Genomic DNA, 18,250 nt, shown 5'->3' with positions numbered 1-18,250 from the left:
ATGGCAATCGTCGAACCTGCACGGCCCACCCCCGAAGCCCTCCTTGGCGAAGCGCGCAAGGAGGGCCGCGGCAAACTCAAGGTCTTCCTCGGCGCCGCACCCGGCGTGGGGAAGACCTTCGCCATGCTCCAGGAAGCCGACAACCGTCGCGCCGCGGGCGTCGACGTCGTTGTGGGGCTGGTCGAAACGCATGGGCGCGCCGAGACCGCACTGCTCCTCGAACCGCTGGAGCAGCTACCGCGCCGCCGCCTCGAATATCGCGGCCAGATGCTCGATGAACTCGACATCGATGCAGTGCTGGCCCGGCGCCCGCAACTTGCGATCATCGATGAACTCGCCCACACCAACGTCCCGGGCTCGCGTCACCTCAAGCGTTGGCAGGACGTGGTGGAGATCCTCGATGCCGGCATCGACGTCACCACCACGCTCAACGTCCAGCACATCGAGAGCCTCAACGACGTCGTCGCGCGCATTACCGGCGTCCGCGTGCAGGAGACCGTGCCCGACGAAATCCTGCGGCGCGCCGACGATATCGAGATCATCGACCTGCCGCCCGAGGAACTGATCGCGCGCCTCAAGGCCGGCAAGGTCTACGTGCCCGGCAATATCGGTCGCGCCCTCGAGAACTTTTTCACCAAAGGCAATCTCACCGCCTTGCGCGAGCTTGCGCTGCGGACGGCCGCAAGCCGGGTCGATGCCGAGATGCTGGCCTATATGCAGGCCAATGCGGTGCGTGGCCCGTGGCCGACCCAGGAGCGCCTGCTGGTCTGCATCAACGAGGCGCCGATCTCCAAAACCCTCGTGCGCGCCGGCAAGCGCATGGCCGAGCGCGCCAATATTCCCTGGCTGGTCGCCACTGTCGTGACGCCGCGCCACGAGGCCATGGGCGAGGTGGCGCAACGCGGCATCGCCGAAGCCATGCAACTGGCCGAAAGCCTCGGCGCCGAGACCGTCACCATTCACGCCGAAAGCAATGCCGCCGGCGAAATCCTCGATCTGGCGCGGCATCGCAACGTGACGCGTATCGTCATCGGCCGGCCGAGGCCGCGCCGGTTCTGGCACTTCCTGCGCGAGGCAGTTGCCGACAAGCTTCTGGATGCGGCCACCGATTTCGAGTTGACGGTCGTCGCCGGCACCAGCCAGGCCGAGACGCCCAAGCTGCCGCATATCGATCTCTCGATAAACTGGTGGGGCGTCGTAGTCGGCGCAGCGGGCGCTGCCGTCGCCACCGGCATCGCCTGGGCGATCCAGGAGGTCTATCCGGTTCCGGTGGCCTCGCTGGCAGTGATCTACCTTGTGGGCGTGCTCTTCGTCGGCGCGCGCTATGGGTTGCGGCCGGCGCTGGCAACCAGCCTCATCTCGTTCCTCGCCTACAACTTCTTCTTTTCCGAGCCGCTCTACACCTTCACCATCAGGCAGGTCGAAGATGTGGTGGCCATCTTCCTCTTCCTCGTCGGCGCCATCTTCACCGGCACACTCGCCGGTCGCTTGCGGGCGCAGGTGCAGTTCATGCGTGCCTCGCAGCGCCGCACGGAAACACTCTACGACTTCGCGCGACGGATCGCCGAAAAGACCGATCCGGACGACGTTCTCTATGCCGGCGCCTACCACATCGCCGCCACGCTCGATTGCCGCTCGCTGATCCTCATTCCGGGCGAGGGCGGCCAGCTCGAGCAAGTGCAGGGCTATCCCAGTATCGAAGAGCATCTCGACGCCCGCGCCATCGGCGCGGCGCAATGGGCATTCGAGCACAACGAGCCGGCTGGCGCCGGTACGCCAACGCTGCCGACCTCCAATTGGTTGTTCGTGCCCCTCGCCACCGGCAAGCCGCTTGGCGTCATCGGCGTGCAGTTCCGCGATGCCCGCAAGAGCCTGGATCCTGAAACCAAGCGGCTGTTATTGGCCGTGGAGGATCAGGTTGCCGTTGCCGTCGAGCGGACGCGCATGGCCGGCGACCTCGAAAACCTCCGCGTGCAGGCGGAAGGCGAAAAGCTGCGCTCGGCGCTGCTCAATTCGCTCAGCCACGACCTGCGCACGCCGCTCGTCTCGGTGATCGGCGCCATTTCCAGCCTCGGCGAACCCGGACTTCGCCCTGAAGATCGCCGGGCGTTGCTGGAAACGGCGCTCGATGAAGCCCGTCGCCTCGATCGTTATGTGCAGAACCTTCTCAACATGACACGGCTGGAATACGGAGCCCTGGCGCCGCGCAGCACTGCAGTGGAGCTCCGCGAAGTCGTCGGCGCCGCTCGCCACGACTTGCAGCGCGTGCTGAAGGGACACAGCGTTCGCATTGATCTGCCAAGGGATTTGCCGCGCGTGGAAGCCGACCCGGTGCTCCTGACCCAGGCCATCGCCAACGTGCTGGAAAACGCCGCCAAATACTCCCCGCCAGGCTCGGAAATCCTGATCTCCGGCTCGACGAAAGGCGGCGACGTAACGTTGGCTGTCGCCGATGCCGGTCCCGGCATTCCTGCCGCTGAACGCGAAAAAGTCTTCGAACTCTTCTACCGCGTCACCGAGGGCGACCGCCGGCCATCGGGAACCGGCCTGGGCCTTGCCATCGTCCGCGGCTTCGTCGAGGCCATGGGAGGCAAGGTGCGCGCGGATGAAAATCCGACGGGGCAGGGTGCAGTGATTTCCATCACTTTGCCGCTTGCTGCCCAGCCCGCATTACCGCAGGAAGCAGAATGACCAACGAAACCCCGCATCGCATCCTGCTCATCGAGGACGAGGCGCCCATCCGGCGCTTCCTCACCATCGTTGCAGGCAGCGCGGGCTTCGAGACCATCGAGGCCGAGCGCGGTCGTGCGGGTGTCGAGCTGGCAGCCACCTCGGCGCCGGATGTCGTGGTGCTTGACCTTGGTCTGCCGGATATGGATGGCAAGGCGGTCATCACGGCGATCCGTGAATGGTCGCAGGTGCCAATCCTCGTGCTTTCGGTACGCGACGCCGAGACCGAAAAGATCGCCGCCCTCGATGCCGGCGCCGACGACTACGTCACCAAACCTTTCGCCACCGGCGAACTTATGGCGCGCCTTCGCGCCCTGTTGCGCAGCCGCAAGTCACCCGAGACCGAGCGCTCGGTTCTGACCACCGGCAAGCTCAGCATCGACCTGGCGCGGCACGAAGTCCTGCTGGATGGCGAGGAGATCCGGCTGACGCGCAAGGAATTCGACGTGCTGGCGCTGCTGGCACGCTTCGCCGGTCGGCTGGTGACGCACCGGCAGCTGCTCTCGACGGTGTGGGGACCGGCCCACCTCGAGGACACGCACTACCTGCGCATCGCCGTCGGCCACCTTCGTGACAAGCTGGGCGACGATGCTGCCGAACCGCGCTTCATCGTCACCGAACCGGGTGTCGGCTACCGCCTTATCGCGGGCGAATAGCTGAACGGTCACTTTGGTACGGTTGGCCAAGTTCGTGGATTTCCAGCCAATTTTTTCGACGGCGAAACGGAGTAACGTACCTCCACGACAACGGTGGAGGGGAACGACTTGCGTAAGACTCTCGCTCGCCTGCTTGCTGGAGCCATGCTTCTCGCAGGCTTCATGAGTGGCCCATCGCTCGCTCAGGATGCCAATGCCTTCGTCATCGTACCCGATCATCCCGGCGGTGTCGGCGTCTATGGTTGCTATCGCGCCAACCAGCCCCTTTACGGCCCTTACATCCTGACATTCTGCCTTGAGCGCCGAGGCACCTACCAGATCCGCGGAGGCGGCGTGCGCTGCGACGGTCGCCTCACCTGGTGGACTTCCGGGCGCGACGTGATGGTCGATATCCAGCGCGCCTCCTGCGGCGGTGGCGTGGCCTGGGAGGCGGCGAGCATGGATTGCCGGCCGACCGGGCGTTCGCTCAATCCGCTTGGACAACTGGCGCGCCTCGCGGCGCTGCGCTGCACATATCACCCCACCGTTCGGTTCAAGGGCCGCAGGGTCTTTACCGCCAACCGCATCTAAGGAGGCCACCATGATTTCGTTGCACGTCATGCGCTCGCTCGCATTTGCTGCGGCACTCGCCTTTGGCCTGGCGGGAGCCGGCGCTACGCTGGCCCAGCAGCCATTCGTCATCGTTCCGGACAACCCGGGCGGCGGTGGCGGAGCCGTTCGCGGCAACGCGGTGGCGACCGCAAACGTCAACGTTCGCCAGGGCCCGGGCACCAATCACCGCGTGGTCGACGTGCTCCAGCGCGGCGACAGCGTCTTCATCAACCGCTGCCAGAACAATTGGTGCCTCATCGAACATGCCGGCCCGAGCGGCTGGGTCTCCCGCAACTACCTGCGTGAGGTCATCGACACCGGCCGCCCGGGGGGCGGTGGTGGAGGTGGCGGCGGCGTCATCATTCCGCCGATCGGCGGAGGTGGTGGCGGCAACCGTCTGGTCTGCTTCTTCGAGCGGGCAGATTTCCGCGGTCCCAATTTCTGCGCCCGTCCGGGCGAGAGCGACCGCAATCTGGGCTCGTGGGGTCGCCGGATCATGTCGATCCGCATTGATGGCCGCACGGCGGTGGATGTCTGCACGCAGCGCAATTTCTTCAACTGCTCCGTCTTCTCGCGCAGCGTGCCGGTGCTCAACCGTATGCTCCAGAACAATGTCGGCTCGTTCCGCGTCCACCGCTAACAGGAGGGTATCGCCATGATCACCAGGAGAAACGGTCCCGGCCTGCTCGGGCGTACAGCCCAAACCATGGCGAGAACCGCCGTCATCGCCGGCACCGCCACGGCAGTGTCGGGCAAGGTCGCCGCCAAGCAGGCAGGAAAGCACGCGGCCGGCGCCGGCAAGGAGCCGCCCGCGCCGGCGGGCCTTACGCAGGAAGCCATGGCCCAGCTCGAGAAACTCGCCGAGTTGCACAAGTCCGGCATCCTGACCGACGAGGAATTCGCCACGCAGAAGGCGCGGATACTGCAATAGCCGACCCTTCGGGCGGTGGCCTCTCACTCTGAGGTTGTCGCCCGCCAACCGTTTACGATTTTTCCGAGTACAGGGTGTGCCATGACGTCTGCCGACGTTTCTTCGAAAAGCTTGATGCAGCGCTTCCTCGATGGTGTCGAGCGGGTAGGGAACATGGTGCCCCATCCGGTCATCATCTTCCTGATCCTCATCGCCATCGTCATCGTGCTTTCCGCCGTGCTCGGGGTCTTCGGCACCGCCGTGACCTTCGAGCGCATCAACCCTGATACGCACGAGATCGAGCAGGCCTCGACCGCCATCCGCAGCCTTCTCAACGCCGACGGCATCCGCTTCATGTACGAGTCGCTGATCCCCAATTTCATGGGGTTCACGGCCGTGGGCCTCATGATCGGCGCCATGATCGGCGCCGGCGTCGCCGAGGAATCGGGCCTGATCTCGGCGCTGATCCGCAAGCTCGTTGCCGTGGCGCCGGGCTGGGCGCTGTCCTACATCCTGGCGCTGGTCGGTATCCTCGCGAGCATCGCGGCCGACGCTGGCTACCTCGTGCTGCTGCCGCTTGCCGGCGTGGCCTTCCTCGCCGTCGGCCGAAATCCGCTGGCCGGCCTCGCGCTCGGCTTCGCCTCGGTTGCCGGCGCCTTCACGGTCAACATGCTGATCAAGCCGCTCGACGCGGTGCTGGTGGAATTCACCAACGACGCGGCGCGACTGGTCGACCCCAATGCTTCGATCGGCCTTGCCTCCAACATGTGGTTCTCGATCGTCTCGGTGGTCTTCCTCACCGTGCTCATCGCCTTCATCAACAACCGCATGATCGAGCCGCGGCTGGGGCCCTATGATCCCTCGCGTTCCGACGGCACGCTCGGCGACGGCGACAACACGCTTTCTGCCGAGGAATCGCGCGGCCTGCGCTTCGCGCTCTTCGGCCTCATCGGCCTGCTCGTCGTCTTCGCGCTGCTGACGCTGCCCTCCTGGGGACCGCTGCGCGACCCGCAGACCGGTGAGCTCATCGGCAATTCGCCATTCATGAACGGCCTCATCGCCTTCATCATCCTGATCTTCCTCGTGACGGGCTGGGCCTATGGCATCGGCGCCGGCACGATGAAGACGCTGACGGATGTGATCAAGGCCATGGAAAAGGCCGTCACCGGCCTCGGCGGCACGATCTTCCTCTTCTTCGTGCTGAGCCAGTTCGTCGCCTATTTCACCTACACCAATATCGGCACGGTCATGGCCCTCGCTCTCGGCGGCGGGCTGCAATCGGCCAATATCGGCGCGCTGCCGCTGCTGATCGGCTTCATCGTCGTGGTGGCGGTGATCGACCTGTTGCTGACCGGCGCCATCGCCAAGTGGGCCATCTTCGCCCCGGTCTTCGTGCCCTTGCTCATGAAGCTGGGTGTCGAGCCGGAAGCGGTGCTTGCCGCCTATCGCGTCGGCGACTCCCCGATGAACGCCATCACTCCACTCAACGCCTATTTCGCGCTGATGGTCGGCTTCGTGCAGCGCTATGACCGCACTGCAGGCGTAGGCACCGTCGTTTCCCTCATGCTCCCCTATGTGGCCTGGATCTTCATCCTGTGGACCGCGCTCTTCGCGATCTGGCAGGCAGTCGGCCTGCCCTGGGGCGTTTAGACCAATCAGGAACGGATGAACCAGATGACCGCTCCCGCTATCCCGCTCGACGTGGCAGCCGCCGAAGCCCACCTGATGAACTTCCTTTCGGTGGAAGGCATCACGGGCCAGGAGGCCAATATCGCCGCCGCCGTGATCGCTGCGCTCAAGGCCGCCGGTGTGCCCGAGTCAGCCATCCGGTTCGACGACGCCAACAAGCGCATCCCGCTGCCCACGCAGACCGGCAATCTCATCGTGCAATTGCCGGGCACGCGACCGGGTCCCCGGCTGCTCTTCTCTACCCATCTCGATACCGTGCCGCTCTGCGCCGGCGTAAAACCCCGCCGCGAAGGCGATCGCATCGTCTCTGATGGAACCACCGCGCTGGGTGGCGACGCCCGCACCGGGGTCGCCGCGCTCGTCGTCGTCGCAGAGACTGTGCTCAAGAACAACCTGCCGCACCCGCCTATCACGCTGCTCTTCACCGTACGCGAGGAAAGCGGCCTCCATGGCGCCCGCGAGCTCAACCCGGCCGAACTCGGCGGCGTCGAGATGTGCGTCAATATCGATGGCCAGCTGGCGTCCGAGCTCATCGTTGGAGCGGTCGGGCAGGAGAACTGGGAGGTCGAGATCACCGGTCGCGCGTCCCATGCCGGCGTCGCGCCCGAAAAGGGTATCTCCGCCACGATGGTCGGCGCGGTCGGGCTCGTCGAAGCCCGCAACGCCGGCTGGTTCGGCAAGGTCTCTAAGCCCGAAGGCAACGGCACCAGCAATGTCGGCATCTTCGGCGGTCGCGACGGCAAGGCGGCGGGCGATGCGACCAACGTCGTCACCGACTACGCCTTCATCAAGGGCGAGGCGCGCAGCCCCAATGCCGCCTTCGCCACCGAGATTGCCAGAGGTTACGAGGCCGCGTTCGGACGCGCGAAGGCCAGCGTCGTCGATCACGAAGGGCAGGGCGCCGAAGTGCGCTTCTCGCACGTGACGGCCTATCCGCCATTCGAGCTTGACCAGCACACGCCGATCGTCGAGCGCGCCACGCGGGCGCTGAAAGCCCTAGGGATCGAGCCCAACTACCTCTTCTCCAATGGTGGGCTGGATGCCAACTGGCTCGACAAGCACGGTATTCCGACCGTGACGATCGGCGCCGGCCAGGCCGAGATCCACACGATCAAGGAATACGTGAACCTCGCCGAATACGAAAAGGGCTGCCGCCTCGCCATTCTGCTGGCGACGCTCGACGCCTGATGCGCATGCCTGAACTGAGAGTGTCGCCCCAGTGAGCCCCATTGTCCTGACGGCGATCATCATTGCCGCAATCGTCGTTCTCTTCATCTCCAACCGGCTGCCGGTCGTCGTTGTCGCGCTGCTGACCCCGCTCGCGCTCTGGGCGGTCGGCGTGCTCGATATCAACCAGGCCATGGCCGGGTTCGGCGACCCGGCGGTGATCTTCATCGCAACGCTCTTCATCGTCAGCGTCGGCCTCGAGGTCACGGGCGTAACGGCCTGGGCCGGGCAACTCCTGATCCGGTTTGCCGGCGAGCAGAGCCGAACGCGGCTTCTGGTCCTCACGATGTCGCTGGTCGCTGGGCTCACCGCGCTCATCAGCGTCAACGGCGCCGTTGCGGCGCTGTTGCCGGTGGTTGTGGTCATCGCGGTGCGCCTCAAGCGCTTCTCCTCGCAGCTCCTCATTCCATTGGTCTTCGCCGCCCATGCAGGCTCCAAGCTGGCGCTGACCGGCTCGCCGGTGAACGTGCTGGTTTCCGAGGCGGCCGGCGATGCGGGCGTCGGGACCTTCGGTTTCTTCGAATTCGCGCTGGCCGGCGTGCCGCTGCTCATCGGATCGATGGCGATCATCATCTTCTTCGGCGAGCGTTTGCTGCCGCACCGGAACGGCGCCACCATGCCGGCCGATTTCAGCCGCCATGCCCGCACGCTGGTCGAGCAATATGGCCTCGCCAGCGGCGTGCACCTGCTGCGCGTGCGGGCGACCTCGCAATTCATCGGCGCCGACCCCAAGACCTTCGTCCTGCCGGCTGGCTCAGGCGTGCAACTGGTGGCCATCCAGGAGGGCAGCACCGCCCAGCCGCTCCACCGACGCGCTATCGCCGAAGGCGATCACCTGCTCATCCGCGGCGAGGCCGAGGCCGCTGCGATCCTGGCGGCGGATACGCATCTCGCCTTCCGCGACGAACAGGATAGCGGCGGCGGCGAGAAGACGCTTTTCAACGAGCGCTCGGGGCTGGCCGAAGTAGTCATCCCGCCACGCTCGGGGCTCATCGGGCAATCGGTCTTCCCCGGCATGCTGACGGAAAGCGGCGACCTCATCATCCTTGCTGTTCACCGGACCGGCACCGAGATCACCGCCGAAGACCCCGCCGCCAGCGGTGGTGAGGTCACGCTGCAGGCGGGCGATACACTGCTGTTGCAGGGCACCTGGAAAGCGCTCGATACCCACCTCAACGATCCCGACGTGCTGGTCGTCAGCTCGCCCGATCTCGTGCGGCGCCAGGCGGTGCCGATGGGGCCGGGCGCGCGGCAGGCCATCGTCATCCTGCTGGCCATGGTGGTGGTGCTTGCCACCGGCATCGTGCCGCCGGTCGTGGCCGGCCTGCTGGCTGCGGGTGCTGTGATCCTCTGCGGAATCTTGAACGTCGAGCAATCCTTCCGCGCCATCAACTGGACGACGGTCATTCTCGTCGGCGCCATGATGCCGCTCTCGACCGCAATGGTCGAAACCGGTGCGGCCAAGCTCATCGCCGAAACGCTGGTCTATGTGCTGGGTGGGGCCGGGCCGATGGCGCTTCTCGCCGGCCTCTTCGTGCTGACCGCAATCCTGGGGCAGCTGATCAGCAACACGGCTACCGCCCTGATCATCATCCCGATCGGCGTTGCGGCTGCGGCCAGCATGGGCATATCCCCGCGGCCGGTGCTGATGAGCACCAGCGTTGCGGCGGCGGCGGCGTTCCTGACACCGATCGCCACCGCCACCAACCTCATGGTGATGGGGCCGGGCGGCTACAATTTCGGGGATTACTGGAAGCTCGGCCTGCCGCTCCTGGGCTGGTTCTTCATCATCTCGGTCTTCTACGTGCCGCTCATCTGGCACTTCTGACGAGAAGGCTACCCCAGTGATTCAAGATCAATGGGATAGCCGGGTTTGATGAATCGGATTGTCAGCCGACGAGCGCGCGGCGGAGGTTGCCGTTGGCCCTGGCCAGGGCGGCCACCGCATCGTCCTTGGAGACGTCGAGCGAAAGCATCACCACCGCGACCTTGATGATCTGGCCGGCCTCGGCGAAAGCCTTGGTGGCTACTTCGATATCGGCACCGGTCAGGTCCGCGACCATCAGTGCCCCGCGCTCGCGCAGCTTGGCATTGGTCGCCTGCATCTCGACCATCTTGCCGCGATAGACGAAACCGAGGCGGATCATGACGCCGGTGGAAATGCAGTTGAGCGCTGCCTTCTGGGCGGTGCCCGCCTTCATGCGGGTAGAGCCGGCCAGGATTTCCGGACCTGTCTCGATGAGGATCGGCAGCTCGCACGCCTCGCCCACGCGCCCGCCGCGGTTGTTGTAGATGCCGATGGTAAGGGCGCCGATCTTGCGGGCATGCTTGAGGCCGGCGATCACGTAGGGCGTGCGGCCGCTGGCGGCGACGCCGATCACCACGTCATTGGGGCCCACCGAAACGCCGTCGAGGTCGGCAACGCCGGCAACTTCATCGTCCTCCGCGCCTTCCTTGGCGCGCAGGAAGGCGCCTTCGCCGCCTGCCATCAGGCTGATGGCGCGGCTGGACGGCCAGTTGAAGGTGGGGGGTAGCTCGGCGGCGTCCTGCGTGGAAATACGGCCGGAGGTGCCCGCGCCGATATAGATGAGGCGACCGCCCGCCGAGAGCCGCTCGGCGCTCATGTCGATCGCCTTGGCGATGGCTGCGCCCGCGCTTTGGACGGCGCCGATGGCGAAGTACTGGCCTTCGAGGATGCCCGCCACCAGGTCGGACGTGCTCCAGTCCTCGAGCGTTGCGTAGCGGGCGGAGGCGGTTTCGGTGGTCGACATTGTCTAGTCCGTCGTGAGGTGGTGAGTACGCGCCATGCCGGCGGCGTGGAGCGCTGCATCGGTTTCGGGGAAGGATACATCTTCTCCCTGCAGCGCGGCGAGAAGCGAAGTCTTGATGACCGGGTGCAGGCGAACGATGCCGCCGACATAGCCGATGGGCAGGCTGCGCGTACGCTTGACCAGCGCCGAGCCCAGCCGCGCCAGCTCGACCCCGGCATCGCTCAGGATCTGGAGGGCGAGGGGGTCGCCGGCGACGGCAGCTGCCGCCACCTGCTGCGCCAACTGGCCGATGCGTCCGCGATCGCCGCCATAGACGAAGGCGCGGGTGTCGTCCCAGGTGTCCCCGCCCATGGTGTCGAAGAGAACGCGGGCAAGGATCGCCGCTTCCGCCGGTCCGCCTGTGTCGTCGATGCGACGATAGATGAGGTCGAGCGCGCGCAGGGCGATCCAGGTGCCCGAGCCGCCATCGTCGATGAGGAGCCCGCGGCCGCCGACGCGAATGGTATTGCCGTCAGCCAGCAGATGCAGGCCGACCGAGCCGGTGCCGGCAGCGATGAGGTGCCCAGTTCCCGGCGCGAAGACCGCCCGATAGGCGAGCTCCATGTCGTCCATGGTGATCATGGCGGCGCCCGGCGTACCGAAAGCCGCCGCCATGATTTCCCTGACGTCGTCATAGGCGCGCGGACCGAGGCCCGTGGCGCCGATCGTGATCGCCCGCGGCGTCACTTGCGCAGCGGCGCGGATGGAGCCGATGACATTGGCCAGTTTCTCGCGCTCGACCGGGTTGAACGTGTGCCCGGTCGCGCCGCCCGCAGCACCGCGCGCAAGCACGGAACCATCCTGGCCGACCAGCACCCAGCGCGAGGCTGTGCCGCCGATATCGATGCCGAGAAAGCTGTCGCTCATGCGCCCAGCACTTCCTTTGCGAACACCTTGGTGATCTCGCGCGGATTGGTGATCATCGTGCCGACGACCACCGCATAGGCGCCTGCGTCGATAGCAGCGCGCGCCAGTTCGGGCGTATTGTAACGCCCTTCGGCGACGATCGGCGCCTTGACCCGGGCCGCGAGGGCGCGGACGAGGTCGAGATCGGGGCCGGGCGTCTTGGTGGTGTATTCGGTGTAGCCCGCGAGCGTCGTCGAGATGTAGGTCGCGCCCCATTGTTCGGCGGCGATGCCTTCTTCGAGCGTCGAGATATCGGCGAAGACTTCGGCGCCCAGCTCGTCGCGGATGCGGCGGATGAGGACTTCCGGTGCCTCGCCGTCGCGGGAGCGGGGGGTGCAGTCGAGCGCGATGATGTCGGCGCCGGCTTCGACTAGAACGCGGGCGGAGTCGAAGTTCGGCGTGATGTAGACCGGGTAGGCGTCCGAGAACACCTTGTTGATCCCGATCACCGGCAGGCCGGCAGCCTTCACCGCCTTGACGTCCTCGGCACCATTGGCGCGGATGCCGGCAGCGCCGCCGTCACGGGCGGCAAGCGCCATCGCGGCCATGAATACCGAGCCGTGCAGCGGATTGTCCGCGCGGGCCTGGCACGAGACGATGAGGGATCCCTTGGGAAGCTTGTAGTTCATTTCACGGCTCCTGCAGTCATGCCGTTGATGAACTGGCGCGAGAGGACGATGTAGATGAGGATGATCGGCGCGGCCGACAGGGTAAGGCCCGCGAACAGCACGCCCCAGTCGGTCGTGTATTCGCCCATGAAGCTGGTGAGGCCCTGCGGCAGCGTCTTGAGGTCGTCATTCTGGATGAAGACCAGCGGGAAGAAGAAGTCGTTCCAGATCGGCACGACATTCTGGATGGCGGCGATGACCATGGCCGGACGCACCAGCGGCAGCATCACCGACCACATGATCCGCAACTCGCTGGCGCCGTCCATGCGGGCGGCGTCCTCGAGTTCGTTGGGCAGGGTGCGGATGAAGCCGGTGAGGATGAACACCGTCGTCGGCAGGCCCATGGCGACATAGACGAGGATCAGCGAGAGCTGGTTGTTGAGGATGCCGAAATCCCGCATCAGGATGAAGAGCGGAATGATGGCAAGCTTGAGGGGCAGGGTGAGGCCCGCCAGGAAGAACATCAGGATGAAGCCCGAGCCCTTGAACTCGTAGCGGCCGATGGCATAGGCGGCCATCGTGCCGAGCACGATGATCAGCGCCATGGACGAGCCCGTGACCACGACCGAGTTGAAGAGGTAGCGCAGGAAATTCGTCTGGGTCCAGATCTTGATCAGGTTCCCGACATGCGTGAAATCGGGAGGCGAGAACGGCGAGGCGAAGATCTGTGCGTTCGTCTTGAAGGCCGAGAACACCATGATGACGATCGGCGCCAGCATGATGAGGGTGTTGGCCCACAGGATGACCTGGATTAGGCCGTCGCGGCCGAGCGTCGAGAGAAGCCCGGGACGATCGTAGTTCGCGCCCTTGGCGGCGGTTGCGGTGCTCATAGCTGGATCTCCCGCGCGCGCAGCCTGGTGGTGATGATGCTGGCGAGCACGGCAACGAAGAGGAAGATGAGAACGGCGAGCGCGCTACCGGCGCCGAAATTCTGCGCCGCGCTCGACTGGTTGCCGAAGGCCGTGCGGTAGAAATAAAGGCCGAGAACGTCGGTCGAGCCATAGGGCGAGCCATCGAGACCCACCATCACGTAGGGCAGTTCGAACCAGTTGAAGGCGCCAACGAAAAGCAGGGTGAAGACCACGGTGGCGCTGGGCGCCACGAGCGGCCAGACGATCTTGGTGACCTTGGTCCACTCGCTCTCGGTTTCCATGCGCACGGCATCGAGGATTTCCCCCGGAATGCGCTGCATGCCGGCCAGGAACACCAGGGTCGGGAAACCGACCATGTGCCAGGCATTGGCGACGATGAGCGAAGCCAGTGCGGTCGAGGCCTGGCCGAGCCAGGGTTGGGCAAGAAAACCGAGGCCGACGGCCTTGAGCGAGACGTTCACCACGCCGAACAGCGGATGATAGAAGAGCTTGAAGAGGTAGCCCACGATGATCGTGGAAAGCACGACCGGCAGGAAAACCGTGACCCGATGGAAGCGGGCGCCGGGCAGACCGCGCCAGAGGCAATAGGCCAGGATGAAGCCGACGCCGTTCTGCAGAACCATCAGGGCGAAGAAGACGATGACGTTGTGCCCGAAGGCGTTGCGAGTCCAGCTCGCATAGGGCTCGGTGAAGAGCACCTTGTAGAAATTGGCCAGGCCGACGAATTCGCCCCGCGCCAGCCCGTTCCAGTCGAAGAACGCGTAGGCGAAGGCGGAGATGATCGGATAGACGATGAACATGGCCACGAATGCAAGGGGCGGCACCAGAAGTGCCGTGATCCACATTCCGCGTCCGGTCAGGCGCAAACTGGGCATCGGAGTTCCAAATATCCCTCGCAAGGGTGGACGGAAGGGGCCGGCGGATCCAAGGGACCCGCCGGCCGTCGAACGATGATTACTTCTTGAAGGGCTCGTACCAGGTGGCCAGGCCATCCGTGAGGGCCTTGCCGATCTCGGCCGGGGTGGCCTTGTTGTCGAGCAGCTTCTGGACTTCGCCCTGCAGCAGGACCGAACCGGACGGCTCGCCATAACGGAAGTGGACGAGCATCAGGTAGGGGATCGAGTGCTGGTTGAGTTCAGCAACGTGGCCGAGCAGCGGATCGTCGAAGGTGACGCCCGGGACGGTCGAGATGTTGTTGAGCTTGTTGGCGAAGACCTGGCCGAAATCCTTGCTGGCCACGAAGTTGAGGAACTTCAGGGCAGCTTCCGGATGAGCGGTCTTGGCGTTGGCGGCATAGCCACCGTCGAAGTAGATCGCCACGAGCTTCTCGTCGTCAGCCTTGACGCCAGGAGCGGCGAAGACGCCGAGCTGGATGTCCGGGTTCTGGGCGCGGAAGTTGGCGATTTCGTACGAACCACCGGCGAACATCGCGGCCATGCCCGAAGCGAAGAGCTGCTGGGCGGACGCATAGTCGAGGCCGATAAAGCCATCCGGGAAGTAGGCCGAGATGTCCTTGAGCTTGGCAAGGCCATCAAGGTAGCGCGGATCGTTGAAATCGGTCTTGCCAGCGATCAGGTCGTCATAGAAGCCGCGGCCATAGATCGAGGACACGAGGGCGCCCACGATGGTCTCGTTCTGCCAGGCGGTTGCCGTACCGTTGGCGAAGGGGATGATGCCCTTGGCCTTGAGGTCTTCGGCGAGCTTGATGAACTCGTCCCAGGTCTGCGGTTCCTTCAGGCCATTCTGATCGAAGATGGCCTTGTTGTAGATGACGAACTGCGTCTGACTGGCGAACGGAACGGCGTAGACCTTGCCATCCGAACGCATGGTCTCGGCAGCGACGGCGGCCGGGCTGAAATCGGCAAGGGCCGGCACGGTGTCCTTGCTGATCGGCATCAGGTAGCCGCCATTGGCAATGGCTTCCAGACCACCGAAGGCGCGAACCATCATCAGGTCCGGACCGGTGCCGCCGGCGAGGGCCGTCGACAGGATGGTGTTGTAGTTGGCAGCCTCAAAGGACTCCAGCTTGACGGTGATGCCCGGATTTGCGGCCTCGAACGTCTTGATGAGTTCTTCGTAGACGGCCTTGTCTTCCTGACGCCAGCTCCAGAACGTCAAATCCTGAGCCAATGCCGGCATGGCAATGACCAGGCTGCCCAGGACGGCGCCCAGGCGAAGCAGGTTCTTTTTCATTGATCCCTCTCTCCTTTAAGTCGGAATACTCAAGCGGCGAGCCGCTTACCGTCTTCGGCCGAGAAGAAGTGCACGGCCGCCGGATCGGGCGTCACCGTAATCACTTCACCGGCCGAAAAATCTTCACCCGGATGGGCGCGGGCCACGATCTGCTTGCCGTCCGCCAGCTGGGCGTAGACGTAGGCATGATCGCCCAGATATTCGGCGTAGATAACCTTGGCGGTAAACCCGCCCTCGTGGCTGCCACGCGCAACGGTCACGCCATCCGGCCGCACGCCGAGCACGAGCGCCTTGCCGCCATCGGCGGGCAGGCGGTCGAAGCTGATCGTGCCGCCATTGGGCACGGCGAGGCGGTTGCCGTCGCGCGTCACATCGACAAGCGTCATCTTGGGCGAGCCGATGAAGGTCGCCACGAAGGTGTTGGCGGGCGTCTCGTAGAGCTCGCGCGGCGAGCCGACCTGCTCGATGCGGCCCTGGTTCATCACCACGATACGGTCGGCCAGCGTCATGGCCTCGACCTGATCGTGGGTCACATAGATCATGGTCGCGCCCAGCTCGCTGTGGAGGCGCGCGATTTCGAGGCGCACATCGGCACGCAGGGCGGCGTCGAGGTTGGAGAGCGGTTCGTCAAAGAGGAACACGTCCGGCTTGCGCACGAGGGCGCGGCCGATAGCGACGCGCTGGCGCTGGCCGCCCGAGAGCTCGCGCGGACGGCGCTTGAGCAGCTCATCGAGCTTGAGCATGCGCGACGCTTCGCTGATGCGGCTTTCGACTTCGGCCTTGTCGAGGCCCATCAGCCGGGCGCCGAACGCCATGTTCTCGTAGACGTCCATATGCGGGTAGAGCGCGTAGGACTGGAACACCATGGCAATGCCGCGCCTGGAGGGAGGCACGCTGACCATGGAGCGGTCGTTGATGATGAACTCGCCCTCGGTGATCGGATCGAGACCGGCGATCAGGCGCAGCAGGGTAGACTTGCCGCAGCCGGAGGGGCCGACGAAGACGACGAATTCCTTATCGCCGATCTCCAGGTCGATGCCGTGCAGGACCTCCACTTCCTTGAAGCGCTTCTTAATTCCACGCAAAGATAGACGCGCCAAGAACTGGTCCTCCGTAGTCTGTCATCTCGCATACCAATATAAGTCCATTCCGTTCGGGGCAACTGGGTTTTGCCAGCCTGTGGATTGCGGCACTTTGACCGCACAGTGCCGGAGAGGGCAGGGATATGGGGAAGGAATTGAACTGGTAAGTAAAAGGTATTGTGCGCACTGCGCGCCTATCCCATACTTCGGGAAGGAAGCGCGGGGTAGCTCACAATTCCAATTGGCGGGAAACGATTTGCGGTCGCAACGATCCGCAGCCGCCTCACATGACTTAAGACTATCAAAGGGATGGTGGAGACAATGACGTTCTGGCAGTCGCAAAGAAAGTTGCTCGCGGGTGTCGCACTCGCAGCTTTGGTCGGCACGCTTGCCGTTTCGGCGCCGGTGCAGGCAGCGACGCTGCGCATGGCCTGGTCGCAGGACGCTACGGGGCTCGATCCGCACAAGCAGACCGCGTTTTCCTCGCTGCGCCTGCTCGAGCTCGTCTACGAGCCGCTGGTGCGCCTGGATGCCAACCTGACGGTCGGCCCGGCCCTGGCTGATTCCTGGGAATTCGCGGCCGATGGCAGCATGCTGACCTTCAAGCTCAATCCGAACGCCAAGTTCCACAATGGCGAGGCCGTGACGTCGGCCGACGTCAAGGCGAGCTTCGAGCGTATCCTGGACGAAGCCACCGGCGCCGTGACGCGCGCCAACTTCCTCTCGATCTCCAGCATCGACACGCCCGACGCCGGTACGGTGGTCTTCCACCTGTCCCAGCCCGACGCGCCGATCCTGACGGCCATGAGCGACATCAACGCCGCCATCGTGCCCGCCAGCGAGATCAAGGCCGGCACCATCGGCACCAAGGCCATCGGCTCGGGCCCGTTCAAGCTTGACAGCTGGGAGCCCAATTCCAAGGAAGTGCTGAGCACGAACAAGGATTGGGCCGGCGGCACCGTCGCGCTCGACGGCATCGACATCAGCGTCCTGCCGGACGAGACGGCGATCCTGGCGGCCCTGCGTACGGGCCAGGTGGATTTCGCCCTGCTCAACGACCCGCTGGTCGCCACCCTCGTGCCGCGCGAAGCCAACCTGCAGCTCAATCGCCAGCCGGGCCTCGCCTACAACGTGCTCCAGCTCAACGCATCGCGTTCGCCGATGACCGAGCTCGGCGTGCGCCAGGCGATCTCCTGCGCCATCGACCGCCAGGAGGTGCTCGACACCGCGCTCCTGGGCGAGGGCAAGGTCACCGGTCCCCTGACCATTCCGGCCTACGCGACCGACCCCAAGGAACTCTTCTGCTACACGCCTGACCTCGAGAAGGCCAAGAAGCTGATGGCCGATGCCGGTCATGCCGACGGCTTCGAGGCCACCGTGATCGCCGCCACCGGCGAGCCGCCGGTTGCCGCCTCGGAAGCCCAGGTCATCCAGGACCAGCTGGCCGAGATCGGCATCAAGCTCAAGATCGAGACCATGGAACTCAACGTCTATGTCGATCGCTGGCTCAAGGGCGACTTCGACATGGCCGTGGCGCTCAATGGCGGTCGTGCCGATCCCTACACCATGTACAACCGCTACTGGACCAAGGACGGCAACCTGCAGAAGGTCGCCAACTACATCGACGACACGCTCGATACGCTGATGAAGCAGGGCCGCGCCGAGACCGATCCGGCCAAGCGCAAGGAAATCTTCGCCCAGTTCGAAAAGCACCTGGCCGAGATGTCCCCGTGGATCTGGCTCTCGACCTCGTACAACTACACTGCCCAGCAGAAGAACGTGCAGGGCTTCGTGTCGACCCCGACCGGTACGCTGTTCGGCCTGACCAAGGTCACTGTCGGCCAGTAATTTCCGGCCGCCAGGCCAGAACGAACAAGGACGGCGGCCCAGGCCGCCGTCCGCTTTATCAGGCTCCT

Annotated in this window: 16 protein-coding genes; 9 read left to right on the top strand and 7 right to left on the bottom strand. The window is 64.9% G+C overall.

Going from position 1 to position 18,250, the window contains the following annotated elements:
- The 8 genes from JNE37_RS00500 (at window position 1) to JNE37_RS00465 (ending at window position 9,631) form a co-directional block, all read left to right on the top strand.
- Window positions 1–2,691, top strand: a complete 2,691-nt coding sequence (locus JNE37_RS00500) for a sensor histidine kinase (RefSeq protein WP_203064975.1) — start codon at window positions 1–3, stop codon at window positions 2,689–2,691.
- Window positions 2,688–3,386, top strand: coding sequence for a response regulator (locus tag JNE37_RS00495; protein ID WP_203064974.1), 699 nt, complete (start codon window positions 2,688–2,690; stop codon window positions 3,384–3,386). Before JNE37_RS00500 ends, JNE37_RS00495 begins: the two co-directional genes overlap by 4 nt.
- A gap of 108 nt (window positions 3,387–3,494) precedes the next feature.
- Window positions 3,495–3,956, top strand: a complete 462-nt coding sequence (locus JNE37_RS00490) for a hypothetical protein (protein ID WP_156046244.1) — start codon at window positions 3,495–3,497, stop codon at window positions 3,954–3,956.
- 10 nt (window positions 3,957–3,966) lie between these two features.
- Entirely contained in the window at window positions 3,967–4,617 is a 651-nt protein-coding gene (locus JNE37_RS00485) for an SH3 domain-containing protein (RefSeq protein WP_203064973.1), read from the top strand.
- Between the two features lie 15 nt (window positions 4,618–4,632).
- Window positions 4,633–4,908, top strand: coding sequence for an SHOCT domain-containing protein (locus JNE37_RS00480; RefSeq protein WP_202050226.1), 276 nt, complete (start codon window positions 4,633–4,635; stop codon window positions 4,906–4,908).
- A gap of 114 nt (window positions 4,909–5,022) precedes the next feature.
- Entirely contained in the window at window positions 5,023–6,537 is a 1,515-nt protein-coding gene (locus JNE37_RS00475) for an AbgT family transporter (RefSeq protein ID WP_376742589.1), read from the top strand.
- Between the two features lie 24 nt (window positions 6,538–6,561).
- Window positions 6,562–7,764, top strand: a complete 1,203-nt coding sequence (locus JNE37_RS00470) for a M20/M25/M40 family metallo-hydrolase (RefSeq protein ID WP_203064972.1) — start codon at window positions 6,562–6,564, stop codon at window positions 7,762–7,764.
- Between the two features lie 31 nt (window positions 7,765–7,795).
- Window positions 7,796–9,631: an SLC13 family permease gene (locus JNE37_RS00465; protein ID WP_203064971.1), complete on the top strand. Its 1,836-nt coding sequence runs from the start codon at window positions 7,796–7,798 to the stop codon at window positions 9,629–9,631.
- Between the two features lie 61 nt (window positions 9,632–9,692).
- Here JNE37_RS00465 and JNE37_RS00460 read toward each other — a convergent pair whose 3' ends face one another.
- From JNE37_RS00460 to JNE37_RS00430, 7 genes are all read right to left on the bottom strand, one after another.
- Window positions 9,693–10,574 (bottom strand): N-acetylmuramic acid 6-phosphate etherase, encoded by an 882-nt coding sequence (locus tag JNE37_RS00460; RefSeq protein ID WP_203064970.1) that lies wholly within the window; start codon window positions 10,572–10,574, stop codon window positions 9,693–9,695.
- 3 nt (window positions 10,575–10,577) lie between these two features.
- Complete coding sequence (locus JNE37_RS00455; protein ID WP_203064969.1) at window positions 10,578–11,480, bottom strand: N-acetylglucosamine kinase; 903 nt, start codon at window positions 11,478–11,480, stop codon at window positions 10,578–10,580.
- Entirely contained in the window at window positions 11,477–12,148 is a 672-nt protein-coding gene (locus tag JNE37_RS00450; protein WP_203064968.1) for an N-acetylmannosamine-6-phosphate 2-epimerase, read from the bottom strand. Before JNE37_RS00450 ends, JNE37_RS00455 begins: the two co-directional genes overlap by 4 nt.
- The gene (locus tag JNE37_RS00445) at window positions 12,145–13,017 is read right to left on the bottom strand and encodes a carbohydrate ABC transporter permease (protein WP_035091929.1); all 873 of its coding nucleotides are present in this window, start codon (window positions 13,015–13,017) and stop codon (window positions 12,145–12,147) included. Before JNE37_RS00445 ends, JNE37_RS00450 begins: the two co-directional genes overlap by 4 nt.
- Window positions 13,014–13,934 (bottom strand): carbohydrate ABC transporter permease, encoded by a 921-nt coding sequence (locus tag JNE37_RS00440; RefSeq protein ID WP_052152289.1) that lies wholly within the window; start codon window positions 13,932–13,934, stop codon window positions 13,014–13,016. The genes JNE37_RS00445 and JNE37_RS00440 overlap by 4 nt, the downstream gene beginning before the upstream one ends.
- 79 nt (window positions 13,935–14,013) lie before the next feature.
- On the bottom strand, window positions 14,014–15,252 hold the full coding sequence (locus tag JNE37_RS00435; RefSeq protein ID WP_035027406.1) for an extracellular solute-binding protein: 1,239 nt from the start codon (window positions 15,250–15,252) through the stop codon (window positions 14,014–14,016).
- Between the two features lie 29 nt (window positions 15,253–15,281).
- Complete coding sequence (locus tag JNE37_RS00430; RefSeq protein ID WP_246513442.1) at window positions 15,282–16,337, bottom strand: ABC transporter ATP-binding protein; 1,056 nt, start codon at window positions 16,335–16,337, stop codon at window positions 15,282–15,284.
- Window positions 16,338–16,655: 318 nt separating this feature from the next.
- Here JNE37_RS00430 and JNE37_RS00425 point away from each other — a divergent pair, with 318 nt between their 5' ends.
- Window positions 16,656–18,182, top strand: a complete 1,527-nt coding sequence (locus JNE37_RS00425; RefSeq protein WP_203064966.1) for an ABC transporter substrate-binding protein — start codon at window positions 16,656–16,658, stop codon at window positions 18,180–18,182.
- Window positions 18,183–18,250 lie beyond the last annotated feature (68 nt).

The sequence above is a fragment of the Paradevosia shaoguanensis genome, from assembly GCF_016801025.1.
Classification (GTDB): domain Bacteria; phylum Pseudomonadota; class Alphaproteobacteria; order Rhizobiales; family Devosiaceae; genus Paradevosia; species Paradevosia shaoguanensis.
The sequence above is the reverse complement of the archived record's forward strand: the minus strand, read 5'-3'. Positions and strand labels throughout refer to the sequence as shown.

Excerpts from the sequence above, each read along its gene's own strand:
- JNE37_RS00450 (WP_203064968.1), bottom strand. The coding sequence starts at position 12,148 with ATGAACTACAAGCTTCCCAAGGGATCCCTCATCGTCTCGTGCCAGGCC.
- JNE37_RS00475 (WP_376742589.1), top strand. The coding sequence starts at position 5,023 with ATGCAGCGCTTCCTCGATGGTGTCGAGCGGGTAGGGAACATGGTGCCC.
- JNE37_RS00435 (WP_035027406.1), bottom strand. The coding sequence starts at position 15,252 with ATGAAAAAGAACCTGCTTCGCCTGGGCGCCGTCCTGGGCAGCCTGGTC.
- JNE37_RS00455 (WP_203064969.1), bottom strand. The coding sequence starts at position 11,480 with ATGAGCGACAGCTTTCTCGGCATCGATATCGGCGGCACAGCCTCGCGC.
- JNE37_RS00440 (WP_052152289.1), bottom strand. The coding sequence starts at position 13,934 with ATGCCCAGTTTGCGCCTGACCGGACGCGGAATGTGGATCACGGCACTT.
- JNE37_RS00485 (WP_203064973.1), top strand. The coding sequence starts at position 3,967 with ATGATTTCGTTGCACGTCATGCGCTCGCTCGCATTTGCTGCGGCACTC.
- JNE37_RS00425 (WP_203064966.1), top strand. The coding sequence starts at position 16,656 with ATGACGTTCTGGCAGTCGCAAAGAAAGTTGCTCGCGGGTGTCGCACTC.
- JNE37_RS00470 (WP_203064972.1), top strand. The coding sequence starts at position 6,562 with ATGACCGCTCCCGCTATCCCGCTCGACGTGGCAGCCGCCGAAGCCCAC.
- JNE37_RS00460 (WP_203064970.1), bottom strand. The coding sequence starts at position 10,574 with ATGTCGACCACCGAAACCGCCTCCGCCCGCTACGCAACGCTCGAGGAC.
- JNE37_RS00500 (WP_203064975.1), top strand. The coding sequence starts at position 1 with ATGGCAATCGTCGAACCTGCACGGCCCACCCCCGAAGCCCTCCTTGGC.
- JNE37_RS00495 (WP_203064974.1), top strand. The coding sequence starts at position 2,688 with ATGACCAACGAAACCCCGCATCGCATCCTGCTCATCGAGGACGAGGCG.
- JNE37_RS00445 (WP_035091929.1), bottom strand. The coding sequence starts at position 13,017 with ATGAGCACCGCAACCGCCGCCAAGGGCGCGAACTACGATCGTCCCGGG.
- JNE37_RS00480 (WP_202050226.1), top strand. The coding sequence starts at position 4,633 with ATGATCACCAGGAGAAACGGTCCCGGCCTGCTCGGGCGTACAGCCCAA.